The 21,572-nt window shown below is 71.4% G+C and carries 23 protein-coding genes; 9 read left to right on the top strand and 14 right to left on the bottom strand.

Translation table 11 applies throughout. The annotated features are described in order from the left end of the window. Nucleotides 1-59 precede the first annotated feature (59 nt). A complete protein-coding gene (locus BCF74_RS08655; RefSeq protein WP_106297609.1) occupies nt 60-743 on the top strand; it encodes a VTT domain-containing protein in 684 nt (227 codons plus the stop codon). Nucleotides 744-762: 19 nt separating this feature from the next. Here BCF74_RS08655 and BCF74_RS08660 read toward each other — a convergent pair whose 3' ends face one another. Further along, a complete protein-coding gene (locus tag BCF74_RS08660) occupies nt 763-1,134 on the bottom strand; it encodes a hypothetical protein (RefSeq protein WP_170070187.1) in 372 nt (123 codons plus the stop codon). Further along, nucleotides 1,070-2,443: an MFS transporter gene (locus tag BCF74_RS08665; protein WP_106297563.1), complete on the bottom strand. Its 1,374-nt coding sequence runs from the start codon at nt 2,441-2,443 to the stop codon at nt 1,070-1,072. Before BCF74_RS08665 ends, BCF74_RS08660 begins: the two co-directional genes overlap by 65 nt. 50 nt (nt 2,444-2,493) lie before the next feature. Between BCF74_RS08665 and BCF74_RS08670 the strand changes: the two genes are divergently transcribed. Further along, nucleotides 2,494-3,072, top strand: coding sequence for an ArsR/SmtB family transcription factor (locus tag BCF74_RS08670; protein WP_106297564.1), 579 nt, complete (start codon nt 2,494-2,496; stop codon nt 3,070-3,072). Nucleotides 3,073-3,091: 19 nt separating this feature from the next. Here the strand turns inward: BCF74_RS08670 and BCF74_RS08675 are convergent, their stop codons facing one another. From BCF74_RS08675 to pyrE, 8 genes are all read right to left on the bottom strand, one after another. After that, nucleotides 3,092-3,736 (bottom strand): response regulator, encoded by a 645-nt coding sequence (locus BCF74_RS08675; RefSeq protein ID WP_106297565.1) that lies wholly within the window; start codon nt 3,734-3,736, stop codon nt 3,092-3,094. Further along, nucleotides 3,733-4,947, bottom strand: a complete 1,215-nt coding sequence (locus tag BCF74_RS08680) for a sensor histidine kinase (RefSeq protein WP_146132911.1) — start codon at nt 4,945-4,947, stop codon at nt 3,733-3,735. Before BCF74_RS08680 ends, BCF74_RS08675 begins: the two co-directional genes overlap by 4 nt. Nucleotides 4,948-4,954: 7 nt before the next feature. Continuing rightward, nucleotides 4,955-5,764 carry an ABC transporter permease gene (locus tag BCF74_RS08685; RefSeq protein ID WP_106297567.1) on the bottom strand — a complete coding sequence of 270 codons (810 nt, stop codon included), beginning with the start codon at nt 5,762-5,764 and terminating at the stop codon, nt 4,955-4,957. Continuing rightward, entirely contained in the window at nt 5,761-6,642 is an 882-nt protein-coding gene (locus tag BCF74_RS08690; protein WP_106297568.1) for an ABC transporter ATP-binding protein, read from the bottom strand. The genes BCF74_RS08685 and BCF74_RS08690 overlap by 4 nt, the downstream gene beginning before the upstream one ends. Nucleotides 6,643-6,749: 107 nt before the next feature. Further along, complete coding sequence (locus BCF74_RS08695; RefSeq protein WP_106297569.1) at nt 6,750-7,826, bottom strand: alkaline phosphatase family protein; 1,077 nt, start codon at nt 7,824-7,826, stop codon at nt 6,750-6,752. Between the two features lie 133 nt (nt 7,827-7,959). Continuing rightward, nucleotides 7,960-8,385 carry an FHA domain-containing protein gene (locus BCF74_RS08700; RefSeq protein ID WP_106297570.1) on the bottom strand — a complete coding sequence of 142 codons (426 nt, stop codon included), beginning with the start codon at nt 8,383-8,385 and terminating at the stop codon, nt 7,960-7,962. An 11-nt stretch (nt 8,386-8,396) separates the two neighbouring features. After that, the gene (locus BCF74_RS08705) at nt 8,397-9,218 is read right to left on the bottom strand and encodes a LemA family protein (RefSeq protein ID WP_245889277.1); all 822 of its coding nucleotides are present in this window, start codon (nt 9,216-9,218) and stop codon (nt 8,397-8,399) included. 241 nt (nt 9,219-9,459) lie between these two features. Then, complete coding sequence (gene pyrE, locus BCF74_RS08710) at nt 9,460-10,014, bottom strand: orotate phosphoribosyltransferase (protein WP_106297571.1); 555 nt, start codon at nt 10,012-10,014, stop codon at nt 9,460-9,462. 40 nt (nt 10,015-10,054) lie between these two features. Between pyrE and BCF74_RS08715 the strand changes: the two genes are divergently transcribed. Then, nucleotides 10,055-10,420 carry a cupin domain-containing protein gene (locus tag BCF74_RS08715; RefSeq protein ID WP_106297572.1) on the top strand — a complete coding sequence of 122 codons (366 nt, stop codon included), beginning with the start codon at nt 10,055-10,057 and terminating at the stop codon, nt 10,418-10,420. On the opposite strand, the gene eda is transcribed toward BCF74_RS08715, so the two are convergent. Genes eda through kduI form a run of 4 tightly spaced genes read right to left on the bottom strand, consistent with a single transcriptional unit; the run spans nt 10,406 to nt 13,465 of the window. Continuing rightward, nucleotides 10,406-11,083, bottom strand: a complete 678-nt coding sequence (gene eda, locus BCF74_RS08720; protein WP_106297573.1) for a bifunctional 4-hydroxy-2-oxoglutarate aldolase/2-dehydro-3-deoxy-phosphogluconate aldolase — start codon at nt 11,081-11,083, stop codon at nt 10,406-10,408. The two genes, BCF74_RS08715 and eda, sit on opposite strands and share 15 nt — an antisense overlap. Then, on the bottom strand, nt 11,080-11,865 hold the full coding sequence (locus BCF74_RS08725; protein WP_170070188.1) for an IclR family transcriptional regulator: 786 nt from the start codon (nt 11,863-11,865) through the stop codon (nt 11,080-11,082). Before BCF74_RS08725 ends, eda begins: the two co-directional genes overlap by 4 nt. After that, entirely contained in the window at nt 11,862-12,641 is a 780-nt protein-coding gene (locus BCF74_RS08730; RefSeq protein WP_106297575.1) for a glucose 1-dehydrogenase, read from the bottom strand. The genes BCF74_RS08725 and BCF74_RS08730 overlap by 4 nt, the downstream gene beginning before the upstream one ends. Further along, nucleotides 12,638-13,465, bottom strand: coding sequence for a 5-dehydro-4-deoxy-D-glucuronate isomerase (kduI, locus tag BCF74_RS08735; protein ID WP_106297576.1), 828 nt, complete (start codon nt 13,463-13,465; stop codon nt 12,638-12,640). Before kduI ends, BCF74_RS08730 begins: the two co-directional genes overlap by 4 nt. Before the next feature lie 180 nt (nt 13,466-13,645). Between kduI and BCF74_RS08740 the strand changes: the two genes are divergently transcribed. Genes BCF74_RS08740 through BCF74_RS08765 form a run of 6 tightly spaced genes read left to right on the top strand, consistent with a single transcriptional unit; the run spans nt 13,646 to nt 21,556 of the window. Next, nucleotides 13,646-14,950: an ABC transporter substrate-binding protein gene (locus BCF74_RS08740; protein WP_170070189.1), complete on the top strand. Its 1,305-nt coding sequence runs from the start codon at nt 13,646-13,648 to the stop codon at nt 14,948-14,950. After that, a complete protein-coding gene (locus BCF74_RS08745) occupies nt 14,947-15,894 on the top strand; it encodes a carbohydrate ABC transporter permease (RefSeq protein ID WP_245889278.1) in 948 nt (315 codons plus the stop codon). Before BCF74_RS08740 ends, BCF74_RS08745 begins: the two co-directional genes overlap by 4 nt. Then, nucleotides 15,891-16,769, top strand: a complete 879-nt coding sequence (locus BCF74_RS08750; protein ID WP_245889279.1) for a carbohydrate ABC transporter permease — start codon at nt 15,891-15,893, stop codon at nt 16,767-16,769. The genes BCF74_RS08745 and BCF74_RS08750 overlap by 4 nt, the downstream gene beginning before the upstream one ends. A gap of 17 nt (nt 16,770-16,786) precedes the next feature. Further along, on the top strand, nt 16,787-19,528 hold the full coding sequence (locus BCF74_RS08755) for a hypothetical protein (protein WP_218279230.1): 2,742 nt from the start codon (nt 16,787-16,789) through the stop codon (nt 19,526-19,528). Continuing rightward, nucleotides 19,518-20,621, top strand: coding sequence for a glycoside hydrolase family 88 protein (locus BCF74_RS08760; protein ID WP_106297579.1), 1,104 nt, complete (start codon nt 19,518-19,520; stop codon nt 20,619-20,621). The genes BCF74_RS08755 and BCF74_RS08760 overlap by 11 nt, the downstream gene beginning before the upstream one ends. Continuing rightward, nucleotides 20,618-21,556: a sugar kinase gene (locus BCF74_RS08765; RefSeq protein ID WP_106297580.1), complete on the top strand. Its 939-nt coding sequence runs from the start codon at nt 20,618-20,620 to the stop codon at nt 21,554-21,556. Before BCF74_RS08760 ends, BCF74_RS08765 begins: the two co-directional genes overlap by 4 nt. The last annotated feature ends 16 nt before the right edge of the window (nt 21,557-21,572 follow it).

A 21,572-nucleotide genomic window follows, 5' to 3' on the forward strand; every position in this document is an offset into this window, starting at 1 on the left:
GCACGAAGGCGAGCCTGGGCCGCGCACCGCGCGGGACGGCATACGCTCTCTCCGTGATGATGCCGATGCTCGGACCGGACTGGATGGACCCCCAGTGGCTCTTCGACCAGTACGGCAACGCGTTCTTCTGGATCTCGCTCGCGATCGTCTTCGTCGAGTGCGGCCTCTTCTTCCCGATCCTGCCGGGTGACTCGCTGCTCTTCGCGGTCGGCATCTTCATTGCCGGGGGCGAGCTCAAGGTCAACCTCGTCGTGGCGCTGCTCGCGCTGACCGCGGCCGCATTCCTCGGCAACGTCGTCGGCTACGAGCTGGGTCGGCTGCTCGGTGCACCGCTCTATGAGCGCGACGGGCGGATCATCAAGAAGAAGTACTTCGACCAGACCCACGAGTTCTTCGAGAAGCACGGTGCGAAGGCGCTGGTGCTCGGGCGGTTCGTGCCCATCGTGCGGACGTACATCACCGTCGTCGCGGGAGTGAGCCGTATGGAGCGGCGGCACTTCTTCGTGTGGTCCGGGGTCGGGGCGGTGCTCTGGGTGGCGCTGCTGACGCTCGCCGGCTACTTCCTCGGCAACATCACGGTCATCAAGGACAACCTCGAGGCCGCGATCCTGCTCATCGTCGCGCTGTCGGTGCTGCCGATGGTCGTCGAGGTCATCCGGGCCAAGCGCGGGCACACGGCGGCTGAGACGGTGCTCGAGGAGACCGCCGAGGTCGCCCGCGACCTGCGCGACGACCGCCTCTGAGGGCCTGGAGTACGCGCAGTCAGTCCTTCGGCCGGGTGAGCAGGCCGATGACGACCGCCAGCCCGACACCGGCTCCGAAGATCGCGCCGAGACCGCTGAGGAAGACCGCGGGGTCGAGGAGCTCGTCGGTGTCGCCGGACGCCAGCCGGGGGACGGTGCCGATGGCGAGTCCCAGTCCCCACCCCACCGCGAGGCCGGTGAGGATGACCCAGAGACCGCGGGTCGTCTGTGCCATGGGGGTGCGGCCGCGCAGCCGGAAGGCGAGCCCGACACCTGCGGCGAGGAGCACCAGCCCGAACACGAGCAGCGCCTGACCGGCGACGCCCTCACCGCGGAGGAACGCGCCGAGGACCGTGCCGGTCGCACCTGATGCGAGGAGCAGCCATGGCATGCCGGTCATCGTGGCACGCTGACACGTTCTCAGTGTCGAGTTGTGGCTGCATCCCCCGGGCCCGAGTCAGCCACAATCCGACATGAGTGGAGGCAGCGGGCGTGAAGGCGCCGGCGCGGTGCAGGGCGAGGCCGGCCCACACCGCGACGAGGCACCCGAGCCCCCCGGCGACGACGAACGACACTCGCGGCCCCAGCGTCGACGCCGCCAGTCCGCCGAGTGCGAGGGCGGCCATGGTGCACGTCCGGGCCATGCCGTTGATGAAGGCCAAGGCCTTGCCCCGCTCGTGACCCGGGACGGCGCGGACGATGACGGCGAAGAGACACGCGTTGCTGACGGCGTTGGCCAGGCCGAGGGTCGCACCCCAGCCATAGAGCCACGTCACGCTGGGCGCGAGGCCCTGACCGACCTGGGCCAGCGACATGACGGCGAGACAGGTGACGATCGCGCGCAGCCGCAGGTCGTCACGGCGCATCCAGCCCGCTGCCACCGCACCGACGAAGGCACCCGCCCCGGTCGCCGTCTGCCAGAACCCGAACTCCGACTGCGTCGCACCGACGGCGTCGCGGGCGAGGAAGACCTCGACGGCGTTCATGCTCTCGAGCGTCACGACGAAGGGCAGCAGCGCGAGGACGAGGACCCAGACGACCCGGTGTGAGCGCACGACGGTGAGGCCCGCGCGCGGGACGAGGCTGAGCCAGCGCCTGGACCCGGCCTGTTCCGGAGTGCTCGGATGGGGCGCCGGCCGACTGTGCACGAGCACGCCGGCCGTGAGAAGCGCGAAGGTCGTCGCGGCGTCGACGAGGAACACGACCCGGTCGCCGTGCAGCTCCACGAGGACACCACCGACGCCGGCGCCGACGGGGGACGCCACGGCGGCGAGGGCCTGCTGGATCGACACGAGCCGACCGACGTGGTCGTCGCCGACCGCCCGGCTCAGCACCGAGCTCCACAGCGGGTTGGTGAACGCGAAGCCGGTCTGCAGCACCAGGACGAGCAGGAAGGTCTCGGCCAGCCCGTCGACGAGCGCGAGGCCCACGAGCGCCGTCACCTGAGCGCCGTGGCCGAGGCCGAAGACGAGCCGAGGGTCCCCCCGGTCGGCCACCTCCCCCGCGAGCCCCATCGTGACCACGACGGGCAGCGAGAAGCACACGAGCAGGAGCGTCACGGCATACGGCCCGGCGCCGGAGTCGTGGACCCGCAGCAACAGCGCGACCATCGCCATCGCGTCGCCCGCGATGGAGAGCCCAGCCGCGGGCACGGCGAGGCGGACGTCTCGCACACGCCATACGTGAAGCACTTCCTTCATAGTTGTGAAGGTAGTGCTTCAGTTCTCCCTCGGTCAACTACCCTGTCCGTATGCCGCGCAGTCGCCGACGTTCGACCCTCACCATCGATGACCCGAAGGCCCTGCGCGCCCTCGCCCATCCCGCCCGGCAGCGCGTCATCAACGAGCTCTACAACGGAGAGGTGCTCACGGCGACCGAGGCCGCGCGGCTGTGCGACCTCACCCCCTCGGCGATGAGTTACCACCTGAGAGCACTGGAGAAGTGGGGCATCGTCGAGCGCGACGAGGACAGTGGCGACGGTCGCGAGCGGCCATGGCGGGCCGTCGCCGACAACATCACCGTCTCGGGCACCGCGCACGCCGCGGCCGGCGTCGCGGCGAGCAGCACCTTCCTCGTGCCGTGGGCGGACGAGGTCCGCCAGGGCCTCGAGCGGGCCGCCCGGACACTGGCCCACGACATTCCCGACAAGCGCACGCAGATGAGCCGCGGCCGCCTCTGGCTCACCGCCGAGGAGGCGAAGGAGCTCGACAAAGAGCTGCGTGCCGTCCTCCAGCCCTACAAGAAGCGCACCCTCAAGAACCACCCCGAGGGAGCCGTTCCCCGCGACGGCTACTGGATGCTGCTGCCACCGCCGGGCAGCGACGTGTGACCGGGCCCCGCTGGTCACCTCAGAGGTTGAGGATCCCTGCCTTGTAGGCCGCGGTCACGGCGCCCGTGCGGTCGGTCACCTCGAGCTTGGCGAAGATCCGCAGCAGGTGCGTCTTGACCGTGGCCTCGCCGATGAAGAGCTCACGCCCGACCTCCGCGTTCGACAGCCCGCGCGCCACCGCCTGCAGCACGTCGAGCTCACGCGGGGTCAGCTCGACCGGCGCCGGCGCCCGCAGCCGTTCGGCCAGCTTCGCCGCGACCGGTGGGGCGAGCACTGTCTCGCCCGCGGCCGCCCGCCGGATCGCCTCGGCGAGGGCGGTCGGCGCGGTGTCCTTGAGCAGGTAGCCCCGCGCCCCGGCCTCGACGGCCCGGACGATGTCGGCGTCGGTGTCGTAGGTCGTGAGGACGAGCACCTGTGGCGCACCCGGCTGGTCCCGCAGCCGCGCCGTCGCCTCGGCACCGTCCATGACGGGCATCCGCAGGTCCATGAGGACGATGTCCGGGTCGAGCCGGGGCGCGAGCGCGAGCGCCTCCGCACCGTTGCCGGCCTCCCCCACCACGTCGAAGCCGTCGACCTCACCGAGCAGCGCGACCATCCCGGCCCGTACGACAGGGTGGTCGTCGACGACGAGGATCCGGATGCGGTCGGGCGCAGTGGCGGTCATCGGGACAGCTCCAGCTCGAGTCGGGTGCCGCAGGGTTCTCCGGGAGTGACCGACACGGTTCCGCCGACCTCGCCTGCACGTGCCCGCAGGCCGTGGAGCCCGAATCCCGTTGTCGCAGTAGTGGGGTCGAACCCGCCACCATCGTCGGTGACGCACAGCGTGACCGACTGGGCGGCATACGAGAGAACGATCCGCGCGGTGCGAGCACCGGAGTGCCGTCGCACGTTCGACAGCGCCTCCTGCGCCGCCCGGAGGACGACGACCTCGGCGTTGCCGCCGAGCGGCACCGGCTCTCCGGCGACCTCCGCGTCGACGCGTATGCCGGTTTCGCGCGTCACGGTCTCGGCCAACCGGGTGAGCGCCTCACCGAGGGTGCGCGACTGCAGGTGACCCGGGGTGAGCTCGGCGACGATGACCCGGGCCTCGGCGAGGTTGTCGGTGGCGGTGCGCTCGATCATGGCCAGGCGCTCGCGGACGGCGGCGGCGTCGTCGCGGTCAAGGGCAGCGGTCGCGGCGCGGGACAGGGCGATGACGGAGGTGAAGCCCTGCGCGAGGGTGTCGTGGATCTCGCGGGAGAGGCGGCTGCGCTCCTCCTCGACCCCCTGGGCGCGTTCGACGGCGGCCAGCTTGGCCTGGGTCGCATGGAGCTCGTCGATCGTCTGGGCGCGGCTGTCGGCCTCGCGCACGACGCGGTCGATGAAGAGGCCGAGAGTCACCGACAGCACGAGCATGATGATCGTGCTGATGGCGATGCCGACGAGCTCGTCCTCGGTGCGCGGCGCCTGCCACACCCGCGCGATCGCCAGGGCGATGATCGCGACGACGACGGTGACGGCGGCACGGTTGCGGGGCAGGCTCGCCCACGTCTGCGGGAAGAGGCCGAAGGTGAGCACCCAGGCCGAGCCCGGCCCGTCGAGAGCGGTGAGCACGACCATGAGCGACCAGGCGACGACGGCGTAGGTCATTGCTGCGCGGCGGTTCTCGTCTCCCAGGCCGCGCCACCCCCAGATGCCATAGGCGGCAGCGATGCCGACGACACACACGACCTGCCAGAGCAGATGCTCGCCGGCCTCGAACGCGACGACGACGAGGGTCGCGACGAGCAGCACCCCGAAGAGCAGGTGCCACCACACGACCTGGCGCCGCCACATCTCGTCGAGCTCGACCGAGGACTGGCCGATGCGCGGTGTGCAGGCCTCCTCGTCGCTCATGGACACATCATGTCGTGCCGCGCTTGGTCCAGCGGAAGGTTCGCGCGCACAGGAGCAGCCCGAGGACGAGCCAGGCGACGAGCACGAGCGCCGTCCGACCGTGCTCCCACGAGCCCGCCATCTCGGCGCGCTGCCACTGCTCGGGGAAGAACACCGACCGCATGCCCTGCGCGATCCACTTCAGCGGGAAGACCGACGCGACCTGCTTGAGCCAGTCGGGCAGGTCGGCGAACGCGAAGTAGACGCCGGAGATGAACTGCAGCACGAGCGTCGGCGCGATGACGAGCGCACCGATGGCGCGAGCCGAGCTCGCCATGGACGAGTACGCGATGCCGAGCACCGTCCCACCCGCGACACCGAGCACGAACACCCACGCGAAGGTGAGCCAGCGGCCGGGGTCCGTCGGCAGCTCGACGCCGAAGGCGAGACGCGCCACGAGGAGCAGCAGGGCGAACTGCGCAAGCGACGTGACCACCACGAGCCCCACCTTGCCGAGGAAATAGGACATGGGCGGCATCGGCGTCGCCCGTAGCCGCTTGAGCGTCCCGTCGTCGCGCTCGGTCGCGACCGACATCGCCATCGTCTGGAAGCTCGTGAGCATCACTCCGGCAGCCGCCATGCCCGGGAGGAAGAACCGCGCCGCCGTCACTCCGTCCTCGGCGGCGTTCCCCTCGGTGAAACCGTCGCCGAAGATCATGGAGAAGAGCGCGAGCATGAGGACGGGGAAGAGGAACCCGAAGAAGACGGCCTCCTTCTCACGGCTGTACATCTTGAGCTCGACCAGGGTGCGGTCGAGGCCGATCGCCAGCGCGTTCATGCCGGCACCTCCTCGGCGATCGGCTCACTGCCCTGTCCGACGTGTGGGGCGATGAGGCGCAGGTAGGTGTCCTCGAGCGTGGGCCGGCTCACGACGAGCTCCGGCACCTCGCCGTGGTACTGCTCGGCCAGTCTGGTGACGAGTTCCGTTGGGGTGCTTGTCTTTTCGGTATGCCGTCCGCTCGCCTCGTCGAGCCACGTCACCGTGGCCTCCTCGCTCGCCCGTCCGCCGAGGTTGGCCGGGGTGTCGAGGGCGAGGAGCCTGCCTGCGGCGATGACGCCGACCCGGTCGGCGAGCTGCTCGGCCTCGTCGAGGTAGTGGGTCGTCAGCAGGATCGTCGTGCCCTCGGCGGCGAGGCCGCGGATGAGCCCCCAGAAGTCACGGCGAGCCTGCGGGTCGAAGCCGGTCGTCGGTTCGTCGAGGAAGACCAGCTCGGGCCGGCCGATGATGCCCAGCCCGACGTCGAGGCGACGGCGCTGCCCACCGGACAGCCCGGCGATGCGCGAGTCCGCCTTCTCCTCGAGGCCCACGGCGGCGACGACATCGTCGACGGCGCGCGGGGCGGCATACGTCTTCGCGGTTGAGGTGAGGATCTCGCGCGGGGTGAGCAGGTCCAGGCCCGACGAGGACTGCAGGACGATGCCGATCCGGTTGCGCCACAGGCGATCCGCGCGCGCGGGGTCCGCGCCGAGGACGCTCACCTCCCCGGCGTCCCGGTCGCGGAAACCCTCGAGGATCTCGACCGTTGTCGACTTGCCGGCGCCGTTGGGCCCGAGGAGGGCGAAGACCTCGCCGGTCTCGATGTCGAGGTCGAGCCCGTCGACGGCCCGCGTGGCACCGTAGGTCTTGACCAGTCCCCTGATGCTGATCGCTGTCATGCGGCCAGCGTGCCGCCGCAGGCGAGTCGCGCGCCCCGACCGACGGACGGACCCCGGGTCCACCGATCAGTGGGCCCGGGGTCTGTCCGCCCAGGTGTCGCTTGGGCTCAGCCGGCGGGGAAGACGGTGAGGTCCTGCGCCGTGTCGAACTGGCTGCCCGGGACGCTCGGCAGGTCTAGCAGGTCGGCCGTGAGGTTCGCGAGGTCGCCGTTGCGTACCGGCTGGGTGCCGGAGTAGCTCGTCTTCGCCGTGCCGGGGTTGGCGCGGCTGGTCCCGTTGAGCGCGTAGAGGTCCGCGCCTGCCGCCACGCCGGATCCCCACACCATGAAGGGGATCGTGTAGTTCTCGCGCGTCGTCGTCGTGCTGTGGCTCGTGCCCGAGCCGCCGTGGTCGGCAGTGAGGACGACAGCGGTGTCGGCCTTGCGCGCGGCGTTGCCGTCGATGGTCTTGAGCACCTGGCCGAGGAGCGCGTCGCTCTGCTCTACGGCGGTGAGGTAGCGCGACGACATCCAGCCGTAGGAGTGGCCGGCACTGTCCGGCAGGGCGATGTGCAGGAAGGAGAACGTGTCGGGCGAGGTCGAGCCGAGCGTGGTGGTGAGCGCCGTCGTCGCGCCCTGGCTGTCCGTGAGCCGGTAGGTGTCGATCTTGTCGCGGCCCTCGTCGGTGCCGGTCGTGTCGGGTGCGCCGTTCGTGGCATTCCAGCTGCGGTCGAGGACGTTGAACTTGTCCTTGGCGACATAGAGGCCGGTCCGGCCGCCGCGGTCGTGGACGACGTCGAAGATGCTGCTGACGTAGCGGCCCGCTGACGCTTGGACGGTCGTGCCGGTGTCGGAGTTCACCGTGACCCCGTGTCCGCCGGCCGTCTTGTCGATGCGCGTGCCGGTGACCATCGACGTGTGGTTGGGGAGGGTGACCGTCTGCTCGACCATGGTGCGAGCGTTGAGGGTCGTGGCACCCTCGTTGATCATCCGGTAGAGGTTCGGAACCTTGCTCGCGCCGAGCGAGGTGATGGCGTCCGGCCGCAGTCCGTCGATGGAGATGGCCACGACACGGTCGATGGCCGGGTTGGCGGCGACGGTCGCGGTCTGCGAGGCAGTCGCGGTGGGGGAGGCGGCGAGTGCGGCTGCGACGGCGCCTGCGGCGAGGCCGGCGAGCAGGGTCGTGCGTCGGGTCGGGTGGGACATGCGAGAACTCCTCAACGATGGCGGCAGGAACGCCACCGACGCTAGGCAGCCCCATCGACCGGTTCCCGATGGAGCGGTGACCGGCGGGTGGACCGTCGGTCAAGACATCGTCAGCAAACCTCGTGATACGGGCTCAGGAGTGGGCGCCGCGGCGGAGCACGATCCGGGTCCACGACCCGAGATAGAGCACGCCGCCGGTGTCGATCGGATGGCCCGCGACGATGGGGTCGTCCGGAATGTCGCCGATCGCCGAGCTGACATAGGTGCCGTTGGCCGAGCCGAGGTCCTCGACGACCCAGCCCAGGCCGTGCCGGGTCAGCTGCGCATGCCGGCGCGACACTCCCGCGTCGTCACCGCAGTCGATGTGCGGCGTGACGGCCTTGGCCTCGCTGTGCCGGCCGATGAGCACCTGGCTCCCACGCAGCTCGACGACCGTCGGTCGGGTGGGCGCCGGCAGCCGGTCGGGGCTGCTCTGGCACTCGTACCACTGGGGGTCGACCCAGACCTCGGCGACCCACGGCGCGGAGACGGCGGACCGGGCGCCGGCGAGCAACGGCATACGGACCCAGCTCAGGCGCGCGGCGCCGGAGGTGCCGGCGGAGCGGGAGGCACGTCGCCCGGCGGGACGTCACCGGGCGCGGTCGGGTCGTTCGGGGTGTTCGGCGGCATCTGTGGCGCGGCCTCCGGGGGCATGCCACCGGGCGCGGTCGGAGCCGTTTCGGGTGCTGCCGGAGTCGTCGCCGGCGACTGAGTGCCGGGCGGCGTCTGCGGCGTCTGCGGCGTCGAGTAGCCGCTCGGCGGCGGGATCGTCGCGTCGCGCTGGCCGAAGTCGACCTTGGGCGCCTCGCGCTGCTCCCCGACGGCCTCGAAGTACTCCGCCTGCTTGATGCCGAAGATGCCCGCGACGAAGTTCGTCGGCACGGTCTCGACCTTGGTGTTGAGGTCGCGCACGGTCGCGTTGTAGTAGCGGCGGGCCGACGCGATGCGGTCCTCGGTCGAGGTCAGCTCGGCCTGCAGCGCCATGAAGTTCTGGTTCGCCTTGAGATCGGGGTATGCCTCGGCCACCGCGAGCAGCCGGCCCATCGCCTGGCTGAGGATGTTCTCGCTCTCGGCCTGCTGCGCGGGCGACTGGTTCGGCGCCATCGCGGCCGAGCGGGCCTTCATGACGTCCTCGAGGGTGCCTCGCTCGTGGGCCGCGTAGCCCTTGACCGTCTCGACGAGGTTGCCGATGAGGTCGTGCCGGCGGGTCAGCTCGACGTCGATCTGTCGCCACGACTCCTGCACGATGTTGCGCAGCTTGATGAGGCCGTTGTACATCCCGACGACGACGCCCACGAGCGCGAGCAGGACGACGACGACGATGACGACGATCAGGATGCTGCCGGTGATCATGAGGACTCCCCTGTCGGTGACGGCTCGTCCGCGATCCTAGGCCCTGTATGCCGTCCGCTCGCGGATGCGCGCACCCTCACCTTGCGCGTGCGTGGACCCGGTCGGCCCTGCCCCCTGCGCCACTCGCGCACTTCTGCGCCGGTCGCGCGAGGGGCGCAGACCCGGGCGAGAGGCGCTTCCATGGGTGCGCCCCGGGCCACGACCTGCGCCGCGGAAGGCGCGCCCGGGCATGGACCTCGACTCAGGCGAGGCCGAGCTCCTCGAGGCCGAAGACGTAGCGGTACTCGAGGCCGGCGTCGGCGAAGACCTGCGCGGCGCCGGTGGAACGGTCGGCGATCGTCGCGACGGCGACGACCGTCGCACCGGCCTCCTGCGCGGCCTTCGCGGCCTCGAGTGGGGAGGCGCCGGTCGTGGAGGTGTCCTCGACGACGAGGACGCGGCGGCCCTCGATCGACGGGCCCTCGATGCGCTGCTGGAGTCCGTGCGCCTTGCCGGCCTTGCGGACGACGAACGCGTCGAGCCGCTCGCCGTCGGCCGCGGCGGCGTGCAGCATCGACGTCGCGACCGGGTCGGCACCGAGCGTGAGACCGCCGACGGCGTCGAAGTCGAGATCCTGGGCGAGGTCGCGCATGACGCGCCCGACGAGCGGGCTGGCCTCGCCGTCGAGGGTGATGCGGCGCAGGTCGACGTAGTAGTCGGCCTCCTTGCCGGAGGAGAGGGTGACGCGGCCGTGGACGATGGCCTTGTCCTTGACGATCTCGAGCAGGCGGGCGCGGTCGGCGGCGATGTCAGTCACGCCCGTGAATCTACCGACCCCTCCGACCTACGCTGGACGCATGCCCGTCGTCGACATCGCTGACAAGCTCGCGCTGTTCTCCGACCACTGGTCGCCGAAGGTGGTGGCCCGGCTCAACGACTACGAGATCAAGCTCGTCAAGCTCAAGGGCGAGTTCGTGTGGCACACCCACGAGGACACCGACGAGCTCTTCCTCGTCATCGATGGGCGGCTCACGATCCAGCTCCGCGACGGCGACGTCACGCTCGGACCGGGTCAGCTCTTCGTCGTCCCGAGGGGTGTGGAGCACTGCCCCATCGCCGACGGCGACGTCAGTGCGATGCTCATCGAGCCGGCAGGAGTGGTGAACACCGGCGACGCAGGTGGCGAGCTCACCGCGGCCAGGGACACCTCACTGCTCGACTGACGCCGGTGACGCGAGGGCCGACCCGAGGGTCGTGGTCGCGTGCTGCGCTCGTCGGGTGATCCCGGCCCAGTCGCCGGTCCGGACCAGCTCGGCCGGCGTGAGCCACGACCCGCCGACACACGGCACCCGCTCGATCTCCAGGTATGCCGCGGCGCGGGCAGCCGTGATGCCTCCCGTCGGGCAGACGCGCACCTCGCGCAACGGGGCGAGCACCGAACGCACGAACGCGGGTCCGCCGAGGGGCTCGGCCGGGAAGACCTTGACCTCGTCGAAGCCGGCGTCCCGTAGCGCCATGACCTCGGAGACGGTCGCTGCGCCCGGCAGCGCCGGGACGGGCAGGTCCGTGAGTGCCTGCCGCAGGGCGGCGGTCGTGCCGGGGGTGACGACGAACTGCGCACCGGCCTCCACCGCCGCCTCGAGCTGGCCCACGTCGAGGACGGTGCCGGCGCCGACGAGGACGTCGGGCACGAGCTCGCGCACCGCCGTCACCGCCGCGAGCGCGCCCTCACTGCGCAGAGTGATCTCGATGACCGGGATCCCTCCCGCGAGAAGGGCTGTGGCGACCTCGCGGCCTGCCTGTGCAGGCTCGACGTCCTCCGGGAGCTGCACCACGGGGATGACCGGGGCCCGGTCGAGCGGGGACCCCCCGCCGGGCGCGGTCACCCGGCGTCCTCGGCCGCGCGGCCGGGGGGCAGGGCACTGTCCGGACCACCGATGGCCGTCGAGATCGCGGCCGCGGTACGAGCGACCATGGAGCCGAGCTCCTCGACCTCGGCCCCGGTGACGTCGAAGGCGAGGGACGAGACCGAGACACCGCCGATCGGCTCCCCGCGGTGGTTGACGACAGCCGCTCCGACGCAGCGGGTGTGTGGCTCGTTCTCCTCGTCGTCGACAGCGAAGGACCGGGTGCGCACCTTCGCGAGGTGACGCAACAGGACCGTGGCGTCGGTCATCGTGCGCGGGGTCAGCGGGGGCAGGCCGGCCCGGCGGGCGACCTGACGGACCTCGGCGTCGGGCAGCTGGGCGAGGACCGCCTTGCCGATGGCGGTGCAGTGCAACGGCAGGGTCATACCGATCCGCGAGCGCATGGCGTAGGCACGGGTTCCCTCGAGCTTGTCGACGTAGACGAGCTGGTCGCCGTCGAGCATCGCGAAGTGCACCGTGCGGCCGCTCTCCTCGCAGAGCCGACGCAGTTGCGGCCGCGCGAGGCGGGCGAGGTCCTCCGACCCGGTGGTCCGCGACGGCAGCGACAGCAGCCGTGCCCCGAGCACGTAGGTCCGACCCTCCTCCTCTCGCGCCCAGCCCGCGGTGACGAGCTCCTGCAGGATGCGGTGCACCGTCGAGACGGGCAGCCCGGTGTGACGGGCGATGTCGCTGAGCCGGCGCTCGTGGGCGAGCGCCTCGGTGACGGCGATCGCCTTCTGCAGAGCGGTCATTCGCGTCATCGAGCCATCCATCCGCCGTCGACGGTGAGCACGTGCCCGTTGACGTATGCCGCGCCGGGGCTCGCGAGGTAGACCACCGCTGGCGCGATGTCCTCGGGCTTGGCCCACCGCCCGGCGGGGATGCGTCCCGAGATCGCCTCGAAGCGTTCCTCGTCCGCCCGCAGCGCCTCGGTGTTGTTGGTCTCGACGTAGCCCGGCGCCACCGCGTTGACCCGGACCCCCGAGGCGGCCCATTCGTTCGCGAGGGCCTTGGTGAGACCGGCGACGGCGTGCTTGGTCGCGGCATACCCGGGAACGGTGACCCCACCCTGGAAGGAGAGGAGCGAGGCGATGGTGACCACCGCACCGTCACCGCGCTCGACCATGCGCGCGCCGAGGACCTGGCTGAGGAGCCAGACGGAGTCGAGGTTCACGGCCCGCACGAGGTCCCAGTCCTCCATGGACATCTCGGCCGCGGGGCTGCGGCGGATGGTTCCGCCGTTGTTGACGAGGACGTCGATCCGGTGCTCGTCGGCGACTTGCGTCGCGAGCTCACGCACCGCGTCGCGATCGGCGAGATCGGCGGCGACGCCAAAAGCCTTGCGCCCCAACGCTTCCACCTCAGCGGCCACCTCGTCCACGTCGCCGGCCTCGCGCCCCCAGAGGACGACGTCCGCGCCTGCCGCGGCGAGCGCGACGGCGCAGGCCCGACCGATGCCGGTGCGCGCCCCGGTGACCAGGGCGGTGCGGCCGGCGAGTCCGAACTGCGCCTCGAGCCAGGCGGGGTCGGTCGTCATCGCAGGTCCGTCGTCGCGACCGCGTCCATGTCGTCGTAGGCGAGGTTCTCGCCGGCGGTCGACCAGACGAACTTGTAGGAGGCGGTGCCGGCACCGAAGTGGACCGACCACGGCGGCGAGATGATGGCCTGGCGGTCGGCCACGATCATGCTCTTGGTCCGGCCCGGCTGTCCGGCGATGTGGACGACCCGCTCGCCTTCGGGGAGGTCGAAGTAGAGGTAGCACTCGGTGCGTCGGTCGTGGGTGTGGCACGGCATGGTGTTCCAGACGTTGCCGGGCTCGATCGTCGTGATGCCGAGGGCGAGCTCACACGAGGCGACGCCCTGGTCGTGGACGTACTTGCGCAGGGTGCGCCGGCTCGCCTTCTCCTCCTCGCCGATCTCGACGGCCTGCGCGTCGGCCTTGCGGATCAGGGTGGTGGGGTGGGCGAGGTGCGCGGGTGCGCTCACGAGGTAGAACGCGGCGTCCCCGGACAGCGTGACCCGACCACTGCCCTGGCCGACATAGACGATGTCCTCGGCGTCCACGGCATACGACTCGCCGCCGTCGACGGCGACGGTCCCCGACCCGGAGAGGCAGACGACCCCGAGCTCCCGCCTGTCCGTCAGGGTCCCCTTGGCGCGGATCTCCGGTGGGGCCTCGAGGTCGAGCGACCCTCCCGCGGGCAGCGCGCCGCCGAGCAGGATCCGGTCGCTCTGGCTGAGCATCCAGCGCACCTCGCCCTCGGCGAAGAGCTCCTCGACGAGGAACCGCTCGCGCAGCTGGTCGGGGGTGAGCGCGGCGAACTCGTGGGGGTGCGTGGCGATGCGGACGTCGGTGGACATGCGGCGCGGCTCCTCGGTGTCGGTGGCTCGTGCGACGGGCGGACGTCTAGCGCTGAGGCGCCTTCCCGTCCAGCGGAAATGACTTCCCTTGCGGCTGAAACGCTGACCACTATGCCTCAACGGCACCGTTGCCGCCAGAGCCCTTCCGGTCGGCGGCCCACACCCTCAGGAGTGACCCCGATGCGTTCCACCCTCATCAGCGGCCTGGCCGCCGTGAGCCTCGCGACGACCCTCGCCGCCTGCGCCCCCGGCACGAGCGAGTCGGGCTCCGGCGCCGACGCGCCCGCGCCCTCCGGCTCGGTCGACCTCAGCTCCTTCAAGGGCAAGAAGATCACCTACCTCTACTTCACCGACGGACCGGACGAGGCCGCCACCCGCTCCCTGCTCAAGGAGTTCGAGAGCAAGACCGGCGGCACGGTCGACCTCCAGATCGTGCCGTTCGCCGACCTCCAGCAGTCGCTGCAGGCGCGGCTCTCCGGAGGGAACGCCCCGGACGTCGCGCGCCTCGCGGACCTCGCGCCGTTCAAGGACGAGCTCATGGACCTCTCCGGCGTCGTCGGCGCGGACTACGCCGACCAGTTCCTCGCCGGCCCGGCGACGGCGATGAAGGACGGCGACAAGATCATCGCCGTCCCCAACGACCTCACGATGAACGGGCCGTTCGTCAACACCGACCTCTTCGAGAAGGCCGGGGTCCCGGTGCCGACGAAGTGGACCTGGGACGAGATGGTGGCCGCGGCCAAGAAGGTGCAGGCCGCGAACAAGACGGAGGCGGGCATCGCCATCGACAAGTCAGGCCACCGGCTCTCGACGATCCTCAGCCAGTTCGGCACGACGATGGTCGGCAAGGACCTCACGAACACCCTCGACGAGGCCAAGGCCACCAAGGCGATCGACAGTCTCGTCACGCTCATCGAGGACGGCACCATCCCCAAGGACTTCTGGATCGAGTCCGGCAGCAAGTACAAGGGCGCCAACGAGATCTTCCTCGCCCAGCAGGCGCCGATCTACATCTCCGGCAACTGGCAAGTGGCACAGTTCGCGGATGCGGCGAAGTTCGGCTGGAAGGCCGTCCCGAACGCCTGCGCGGAGCGCTGCGGTGGCTTCCCCGGCGGCAAGTACACCGTCGCCCTGAGCCAGTCCAAGGAACCCGAGATGGCTGCGGCCCTGGTCCAGTTCCTCAACTCCAAGGAGTCCCAGGCCACGATGGACGCCGCGTCGATGTGGCTGCCCACCCGTAACGACCTCATCGAGGGCAAGGGCGTGACCTACCCCGACCGGCAGGCCGACATGGAGGTCTTCACCGCCGACGTGGGAGAGACCCCGGAGGACACCTACGACGCGGTCGCCTCGCCCGCGTTCGGCGCCTCGGCGACGGTCCTCGTCGAGGAGTTCGCCAAGGCCGTCGCGGGACAGCAGGACGCGGCGACGACGGCGAAGAACCTCAAGGCCGGCATCGACCAGGCCATCGCCGACAGCAAGTGAGCACCACGACCGCGGTCGCGGGCGCCCCCGAGACGGGGCGCCCGCCCACCGGACCGCCGCCCCGAGCCACTGCCGCCCGGTCCCGCAACCGTTGGGCCCCATGGCTGTTCGTCGCGCCGAACATGCTGGTCTTCCTCGTGTTCACGATCTGGCCGGCGATCAACGGCTTCAACATCTCGTTCTACGACAGCCGCAACGGTCGCACCTTCACCCCCGTGGGCACGGGCAACTACACCCGGATCCTCGGCGACGACGAGTTCTGGGGGGTCGTCCGGCACACCGTCGTCTTCGTCGTCGCCTTCGTCGTCGTGACGATGGTCCTGGCCACGGCGCTCGCCCTCCTGCTCAACGCACAGCAGCGCGGCCGTGGCGTCCTGCGAGCGGCCTACTTCCTGCCCGTCCTCCTCTCCCCCGTCGTCGTCGGCCTCATCTGGGGTTGGGCGCTCGAGCGCCGGGTGGGGCTCGTCAACACCATCACGGAGGCGATCGGCCTGGGGCAGCCCGGCTGGCTCATCGACCCGACGCTGGCGATGACCTGCACCGTCCTCGTCGGCGTGTGGACCCACCTCGGCTTCTACGCGCTCATCCTGCTGTCCGGCCTCCAGGGCATCGACGGCAACGTCTACGAGGCGGCCCGCCTCGACGGCTCGAGCACGTGGCAGACGATCCGGCTCATCACCCTGCCCCTGCTGCGACCCACGATGCTCGTCGTGCTCATCCTCTCGACGATCACCGGGTTCCAGGCCTTCGACTTCATCTACACCCTCACCGGTGGTGGGCCCACCGGCTCGACGACGCTCATCGTCCAGTACATCTACGAGCAGGCCTTCGAGTCGCCGATCCGCTACGGCCTCGCGAGCGCGGCCGGGGTCATCCTCTTCGTGACGATCTTCGGCATCACGCTGCTCAACTACCTGCTCGGACGACGCCAGGAGGCCGTGTGACCACCGCGACCCCGACCGCACCCTCGACCGCGTCCCCGGATAACTCGGGGGTCCGCACGCCGCCGAGCACCGGCAGCATCATCCGCGCCACACTCCTCGTGGCCGGCGCGATCGTCATGCTCATCCCCGTCGTGTGGGCCGTGCTCTCGTCCTTCAAGGACACCTCCGAGCTGGCCCAGCGGCCGCCGACGATCCTGCCGCAGGACCCGACGTTCTCGAACTACACCGAGGCGCTCACGAGCTTCAGCTTCCTCACGTACTTCAAGAACAGCGTCGTCGTCACGGTCGCCGCCACGGCCCTGACGCTGCTCATCAACTCGATGGCGGCGTTCGCCCTGGCGAAGTACAACTTCCGGGGCCGCAACGCGCTCTTCCTGCTGACGCTCGCGACGATCATGATCCCGCTGCAGGTCATCCTCATCCCCGTCTACCAGGTCGTCGCGAACCTCGGGCTCGTCAACTCGCTGTGGGGCCTCATCATCCCGCCGGCCGCGACCCCGACGGGCGTGTTCCTCCTGCGCCAGTACATGCTGACCATCCCCGACGACCTCATCGAGGCCGCCCGGATCGACGGCGCCTCGGAGTGGCGGATCTTCTGGCGGATCATCATGCCGCTGTGTCGCCCCGCCCTCGCCGTGGTCGCGATCTTCTCGATCATCTGGCGCTGGAACGACTTCCTCTGGCCGCTCATCGTCGCCCAGGACGAGAGCGTCTACACGCTGCCCGTGGCCCTGGCCCGCTTCAACGGGCAGCAGGTCGTGCCGTTCAACCTCGTGCTCGCGATGTCCGTGCTGACGATCCTGCCCGTCGTCATCATCTTCCTCGTGCTGCAGCGCCACATCCTCACCGGCATCGCCCAGACGGGGCTGAAGTGACAGGAGACCGCACCACCGTGAGCGGCAACCGCACCGTCCACCGACTCGGCCGCGACGGCGCGGTCCTCGACTGGCTCGTCGGGCCGGTGTGGGAGGCGCCCTGCCTCGACCTCGGATCCGTCGTGCCCGCGGACGGCTCACCCTGGGACGATGGTGGCCGGCTGGGCCGGTGGCGGCTCACTAACGGTCCCGATGTCGCACCGGTCAAGGACGCCCTGTATGCCGTTGTCGGGCCTTCGCTGCCGGTCGCACCGTGGTCGCCGCCCGAGTTCTCGGAGGATGGCGACTTCCGTTGGCCCACACCGTTCCCCGCGTCATCGTCACCCGCGGGCGGGCCCGAGCGCGAGCTGCAGGGAACCTGGGAACGGCACCGGACGGCATACGACGGTGTCGTGGAGCGGTCGACGTTCTGCTACACGCCGACGTACCGCGCGTTCGTCGCGGCGACGCGGCTCGAGGTGGACCAGCCGGAGGTGCGCCGCCTCGTGGTCCGCAGCACCGGTCCGCTGCGGGTGTGGCTGCGCGGGGAGCTGGTGCTGGAACACCCGGAGTTCGGCTACATGCAACCGTGGACGCAGGTCGTCGAGACCCTGCTGCCCTCGGGGACGAGCGATCTCGTCGTGGCCTCGTGGAACGTCGCCCTGCGCGAGGTGCGCCAGACCGTGTCGGTCCACGTCGAGGGCCTGCCGGTGCGCGTCGTCATCCCGTCGGCGGGCGCCGACGAGTCACGGGACGCCGTCGCCGAAGGACTCCTCGACGCGGTGACGGTGCGCCAGTGGGAGGCGACCGACGGGTCGGCGACGCTGCACGGTCCGCCGGGGCTGCGCGTCCGGGTCCACGCCGGCCGCCACGAGGTCGGGGCACACACCTTCGACGACGCCGGTGTCGCCACGGTCCCGCTCGTCGCCGGCGACGCCGACAGCGAGCAGGCCTCGATGCTCGGCACCGGCGAGATCAGCCTCACCGTCCGCGTCGACGACCCGGCGTGCCGCTCACGCCGCGACCTGCTCGTCGGTCACCTCCCCTGGCGGCAGCGCCACTCGCCCGAGGCCGGTCCGGACACGTGGCGGACCGAGCTGCTCACGCACGCAGCCGGCCGCGGCGGGTCGGCGCGGGCACTCGCCGAGCACGCCCTCGACCCATCGGCCAGCGGGGTCGTGGTCACCGCCGACGCCCTCGCCCCGGCCCTGGGGTTCATCACGAGCCGCTCCGACTGTGCCGACTTCGAGGCGGTCGGGCTCATGCTGCTGTGGCACCGGGTCCCCGCGGAGCGCTGGGCACCGGGGACGCGCGACTCCGTGCGCGAGGCCCTGCTCGACTTCAAGTACTGGATCGACCAGCCCGGCACCGACGCCATGTGCTACTTCACCGAGAACCACCAGATGGTGTGGCACACCGCGGAAACCCTTGTGGGAGAGACGTTCTCGCGCGACAAGTTCACCAACACCGGATGGACCGGGGCCGAGCACGCCGACCACGGACGTGACCTCGCCAAGGCCTGGGTCGACCGCAAGCTGACGTCCGGCTTCAGCGAGTTCGATTCCAACGCCTACCTGGCGATCGACGCGCTCGCCCTCGTCGCCCTCGTCGACCACGCCGCGGACGGCGACCTGCGACGACGGGCCGAGGCGCTGCTCGACAAGATCCTGCTCACGCTCGCGTCGAACTCGTGGCGCGGCACGCACGGGTCGGCCCACGGACGCAGCTACACCCCGACCCTCAGGGCGTCCTGTCTCGAGGAGACGGCCGGCATCATGTGGGCCCTCTGGGGCATGGGCGCCCTCAACGAGGCCACGCTGCCGGCCACCGCGCTGGCGACCAGCACGGCATACGCGCTCCCCGAGGTGATCCGCGCGATCGCCTCCGAGCCGGACGCCGACTGGACCGGCACGCAGTCCTACCGCGGTGAGTACGCAATGGAACGTGACCTGCTCACGCGCGGCTACTCGTCGCGCGTCGTCGTCCGGCGCGGGCGCGGCGGCATGGTCTCGTCGGTGCAGGACTATCGCGTCGGCCTGCCGGGCCTCCAGGAACACGTCTGGGGCGTCACCCTGCCGGGCGCGGTGCAGGTGTGGGCGACGAATCCCGCTGCGGTGAACCACGGTTCGCACACTCGCCCCAGCGGATGGGTCGGCCACCGTGTCCTGCCGCGAGTCCGTCAGCACGACCGCACCGTCATCGCCCTGCACCGCGGCGACACCCTCGCCGAACACGTGCACCTGTGGTTCCCCGCCGCTCGTCTCGACGAGTGGCGCGTCGACGGCGACTGGCTCGTCGGTCGCAAGGGCGAGGGCTTCGTGGCGGTCGCGACCCCCGGCGGGTTCGAGCCCGTGCGCGCGGGTGACGAGGCCTGGCAGAGCTGGCTTCCGCGGCAGGCGCCCCTGCTCGTCGCGGTGCACGCCGACGACGCGATGGTGGACGGGCTCGACGCGTTCGTCGCCGGGCTCCCCGAGCTGGAGTGGCGGCCCGGCGACACCGCGGTCCGGGTCGGGCCGAGCGCGTCGAGCGCTGACGCCCCGGTCGAGCTCGCCTGGGACGGACCGTTCCTCGTGAACGACCGGCCCGTGGATGTCGCGGACGGCGTCCCCGTGACGCCACCGCACCTCGACAACCGCGCGACCCGGGTGGCGGCGGCCGACGACCTCGTCTCGGTGACGTGGGGCGGACACCTGCTCGAGATCGACCCCGTGGCGGGCCGACGACGAACGCCCGCGAGCGGCATACGCGACGAAGGGGTGGACGGCACCGATGGCGGCTGAGGACACCGACAACGCGCGGCTCTCCGTGCCGCCGCGAGCGCCGTGGACGGTCGCGGCGACGACTCCCGAGGCGCTGCACCGCGTGGCGGACGAGACCGCGCTCGCGACGTGGCGCCTCGGCCTGCGGCGGTGGTTCTGGGGCGAGGGCGTGTGCCTCCTCGGACTCGTGCGCTCGGCGCGCGCGTGGGGCGAGCCGGTGCCCGCGGCCGTCGTCGACTGGTACGACGCCCGCCTCGCCGACCCGGCAGCCGACCCGACCGCCCTCCTCGACCACGTCAACGAGGTCGCGCCGGGGGCGGCGGCGAGCCTGCTCGTCGCGGACGCCGACCGCGCGGCCTACCTCCCCGCCCTCGACCGGCTCCGGAGCTGGACGCTGCGACCCGAGGTGACCCGCGACCCGAACGGCGCCATCGAGCACTGGCCGGGCGGGGTCTGGGCCGACACGATGGTCATGGTGGGGGTCTTCCTCATGCGTCTCGGGGAGCTCCGCCGTGACCGGGAGCTGGTCGCCGAGGGCGTCGACCAGGTCCTCGCCCACGCCGCCCTCCTCCAGGACGCGACGGGTCTCTTCGTGCACGGCACGCACCGCGGTGAGGCGATCCCGTGCCACTGGGGTCGGGCCAACGCCTGGGCCGCCCTCGCGCTCGTCGAGGCGCTCGAGGTGGACGCCGGCCTCGTCGACGCCGGCGCTCGCGAGGAGGTGACGCAGCGGCTCGAGGCGCAGCTCGTCGCCCTCACGAGGACCCAGCCCGCGCACGGGATCTGGGACGTGCTCGTCGACGGCCACCCCGAGACGGCCGGCATCGCCGAGTCGTCCGCGGCGGCCGGGGTCGCGGCGGCGATGCTCCGCGCGGGGCCGCCACTGGGGACGGACCGCTTCACGGAGCCGGGGTGGCGCGCCCTGCGTGGCGTGCTCGGTCAGGTCGACGACGGGGTTCTCACCCGGGTCAGCGCGGGCACGGTCCTGCAGCTGATCCCCTTCGGCTACAGCGTGATTCGCGACGATCGGGCACAACCGTGGGGCCAGGGCCTGCTGCTCCAGGCCCTGGCCGCTGCCGGTGACGCGATCCGTCGTGGAGAGCCGGCGCGATGACCGCGCCTCGCGTCCTGTGCTGCGGCGAACCCCTCGTCGTGCTCTCGACCCACCCGGGTGACGACCTCGAGACGGCGGCCGAGCTGCACGTCGGCGTGGCCGGGGCCGAGCTCAACGTGGCGCTGCACCTGGCCCGGCTCGGGATGGACGTGCGCTTCGCGGGTGCGGTGGGGGACGACCCGTTCGGGGACCGCGTCCGGGCCGCCCTCGTGCGCGAGGGGGTCGACGACAGCGGCCTGCACGAGGTGCCGGGCCACCCCACCGGCGTCTACTTCAAGCAGCGGGTCGGTGGCGCCGGCAACGGCAGCGCCGTCCACTACTACCGGGCGGGCTCCGCCGCCACGAGCAGCTGGCCGCTCACCGACGACGACCTCCACGGCGTCGGCCACGTCCACGTGAGCGGCGTGTCCGCGGCGGTGTCGCCGTCGTTCCTCGCCCGGCTCGAGCAGTTGACCGCTCCCGAGCGCTCGTGGACCGTGTCCTTCGACCTCAACCATCGTCCCGCGCTCTGGCCCGCGGACGACGCGGGGCGGGTGCTCCGAGCCCTCGCCCGACGGTGCGACATCGTCCTCGTCGGGCTCGACGAGGCGGCCGAGGTGTGGGGGGCCCAGACCCGCGAGGAGGTCCGCGAGCACCTGCCGGAGGTGCCCGAGATCGTCGTCAAGGACGGTCCCGACCCGGCGTCGGTCTGGGCCGACGGTGCCTGGACCACGAGCGAACCGGTGCCCGTCGTCGTCGTCGAGCTCGTGGGGGCGGGCGACGCGTTCGCGGCGGCCTACCTCGCATCGAGACTGTCCGGTCACGGTCCCGGGGCGGCCATGCAGTCCGGGCACGTGCTCGCGGCGCACGTCATCGCGGAGACCGGCGACCAGGGCTCGCCCGATGCCGAGGCCTACACCCAGATCCGCGAGACCCTGCCCGGCCGCACCACCTGAGCGCCGTCGACGGCGG

Source organism: Knoellia remsis (assembly GCF_003002895.1).
GTDB classification, from domain to species: Bacteria; Actinomycetota; Actinomycetes; order Actinomycetales; family Dermatophilaceae; genus Knoellia; species Knoellia remsis.

Excerpts from the sequence above, each read along its gene's own strand:
- BCF74_RS08655 (WP_106297609.1), top strand. The coding sequence starts at position 60 with ATGCCGATGCTCGGACCGGACTGGATGGACCCCCAGTGGCTCTTCGAC.
- BCF74_RS08660 (WP_170070187.1), bottom strand. The coding sequence starts at position 1,134 with ATGCCATGGCTGCTCCTCGCATCAGGTGCGACCGGCACGGTCCTCGGC.
- BCF74_RS08665 (WP_106297563.1), bottom strand. The coding sequence starts at position 2,443 with ATGAAGGAAGTGCTTCACGTATGGCGTGTGCGAGACGTCCGCCTCGCC.
- BCF74_RS08670 (WP_106297564.1), top strand. The coding sequence starts at position 2,494 with ATGCCGCGCAGTCGCCGACGTTCGACCCTCACCATCGATGACCCGAAG.
- BCF74_RS08675 (WP_106297565.1), bottom strand. The coding sequence starts at position 3,736 with ATGACCGCCACTGCGCCCGACCGCATCCGGATCCTCGTCGTCGACGAC.
- BCF74_RS08680 (WP_146132911.1), bottom strand. The coding sequence starts at position 4,947 with ATGAGCGACGAGGAGGCCTGCACACCGCGCATCGGCCAGTCCTCGGTC.
- BCF74_RS08685 (WP_106297567.1), bottom strand. The coding sequence starts at position 5,764 with ATGAACGCGCTGGCGATCGGCCTCGACCGCACCCTGGTCGAGCTCAAG.
- BCF74_RS08690 (WP_106297568.1), bottom strand. The coding sequence starts at position 6,642 with ATGACAGCGATCAGCATCAGGGGACTGGTCAAGACCTACGGTGCCACG.
- BCF74_RS08695 (WP_106297569.1), bottom strand. The coding sequence starts at position 7,826 with ATGTCCCACCCGACCCGACGCACGACCCTGCTCGCCGGCCTCGCCGCA.
- BCF74_RS08700 (WP_106297570.1), bottom strand. The coding sequence starts at position 8,385 with ATGCCGTTGCTCGCCGGCGCCCGGTCCGCCGTCTCCGCGCCGTGGGTC.
- BCF74_RS08705 (WP_245889277.1), bottom strand. The coding sequence starts at position 9,218 with ATGATCACCGGCAGCATCCTGATCGTCGTCATCGTCGTCGTCGTCCTG.
- BCF74_RS08715 (WP_106297572.1), top strand. The coding sequence starts at position 10,055 with ATGCCCGTCGTCGACATCGCTGACAAGCTCGCGCTGTTCTCCGACCAC.
- BCF74_RS08725 (WP_170070188.1), bottom strand. The coding sequence starts at position 11,865 with ATGACGCGAATGACCGCTCTGCAGAAGGCGATCGCCGTCACCGAGGCG.
- BCF74_RS08730 (WP_106297575.1), bottom strand. The coding sequence starts at position 12,641 with ATGACGACCGACCCCGCCTGGCTCGAGGCGCAGTTCGGACTCGCCGGC.
- kduI (WP_106297576.1), bottom strand. The coding sequence starts at position 13,465 with ATGTCCACCGACGTCCGCATCGCCACGCACCCCCACGAGTTCGCCGCG.
- BCF74_RS08740 (WP_170070189.1), top strand. The coding sequence starts at position 13,646 with ATGCGTTCCACCCTCATCAGCGGCCTGGCCGCCGTGAGCCTCGCGACG.
- BCF74_RS08760 (WP_106297579.1), top strand. The coding sequence starts at position 19,518 with ATGGCGGCTGAGGACACCGACAACGCGCGGCTCTCCGTGCCGCCGCGA.
- BCF74_RS08765 (WP_106297580.1), top strand. The coding sequence starts at position 20,618 with ATGACCGCGCCTCGCGTCCTGTGCTGCGGCGAACCCCTCGTCGTGCTC.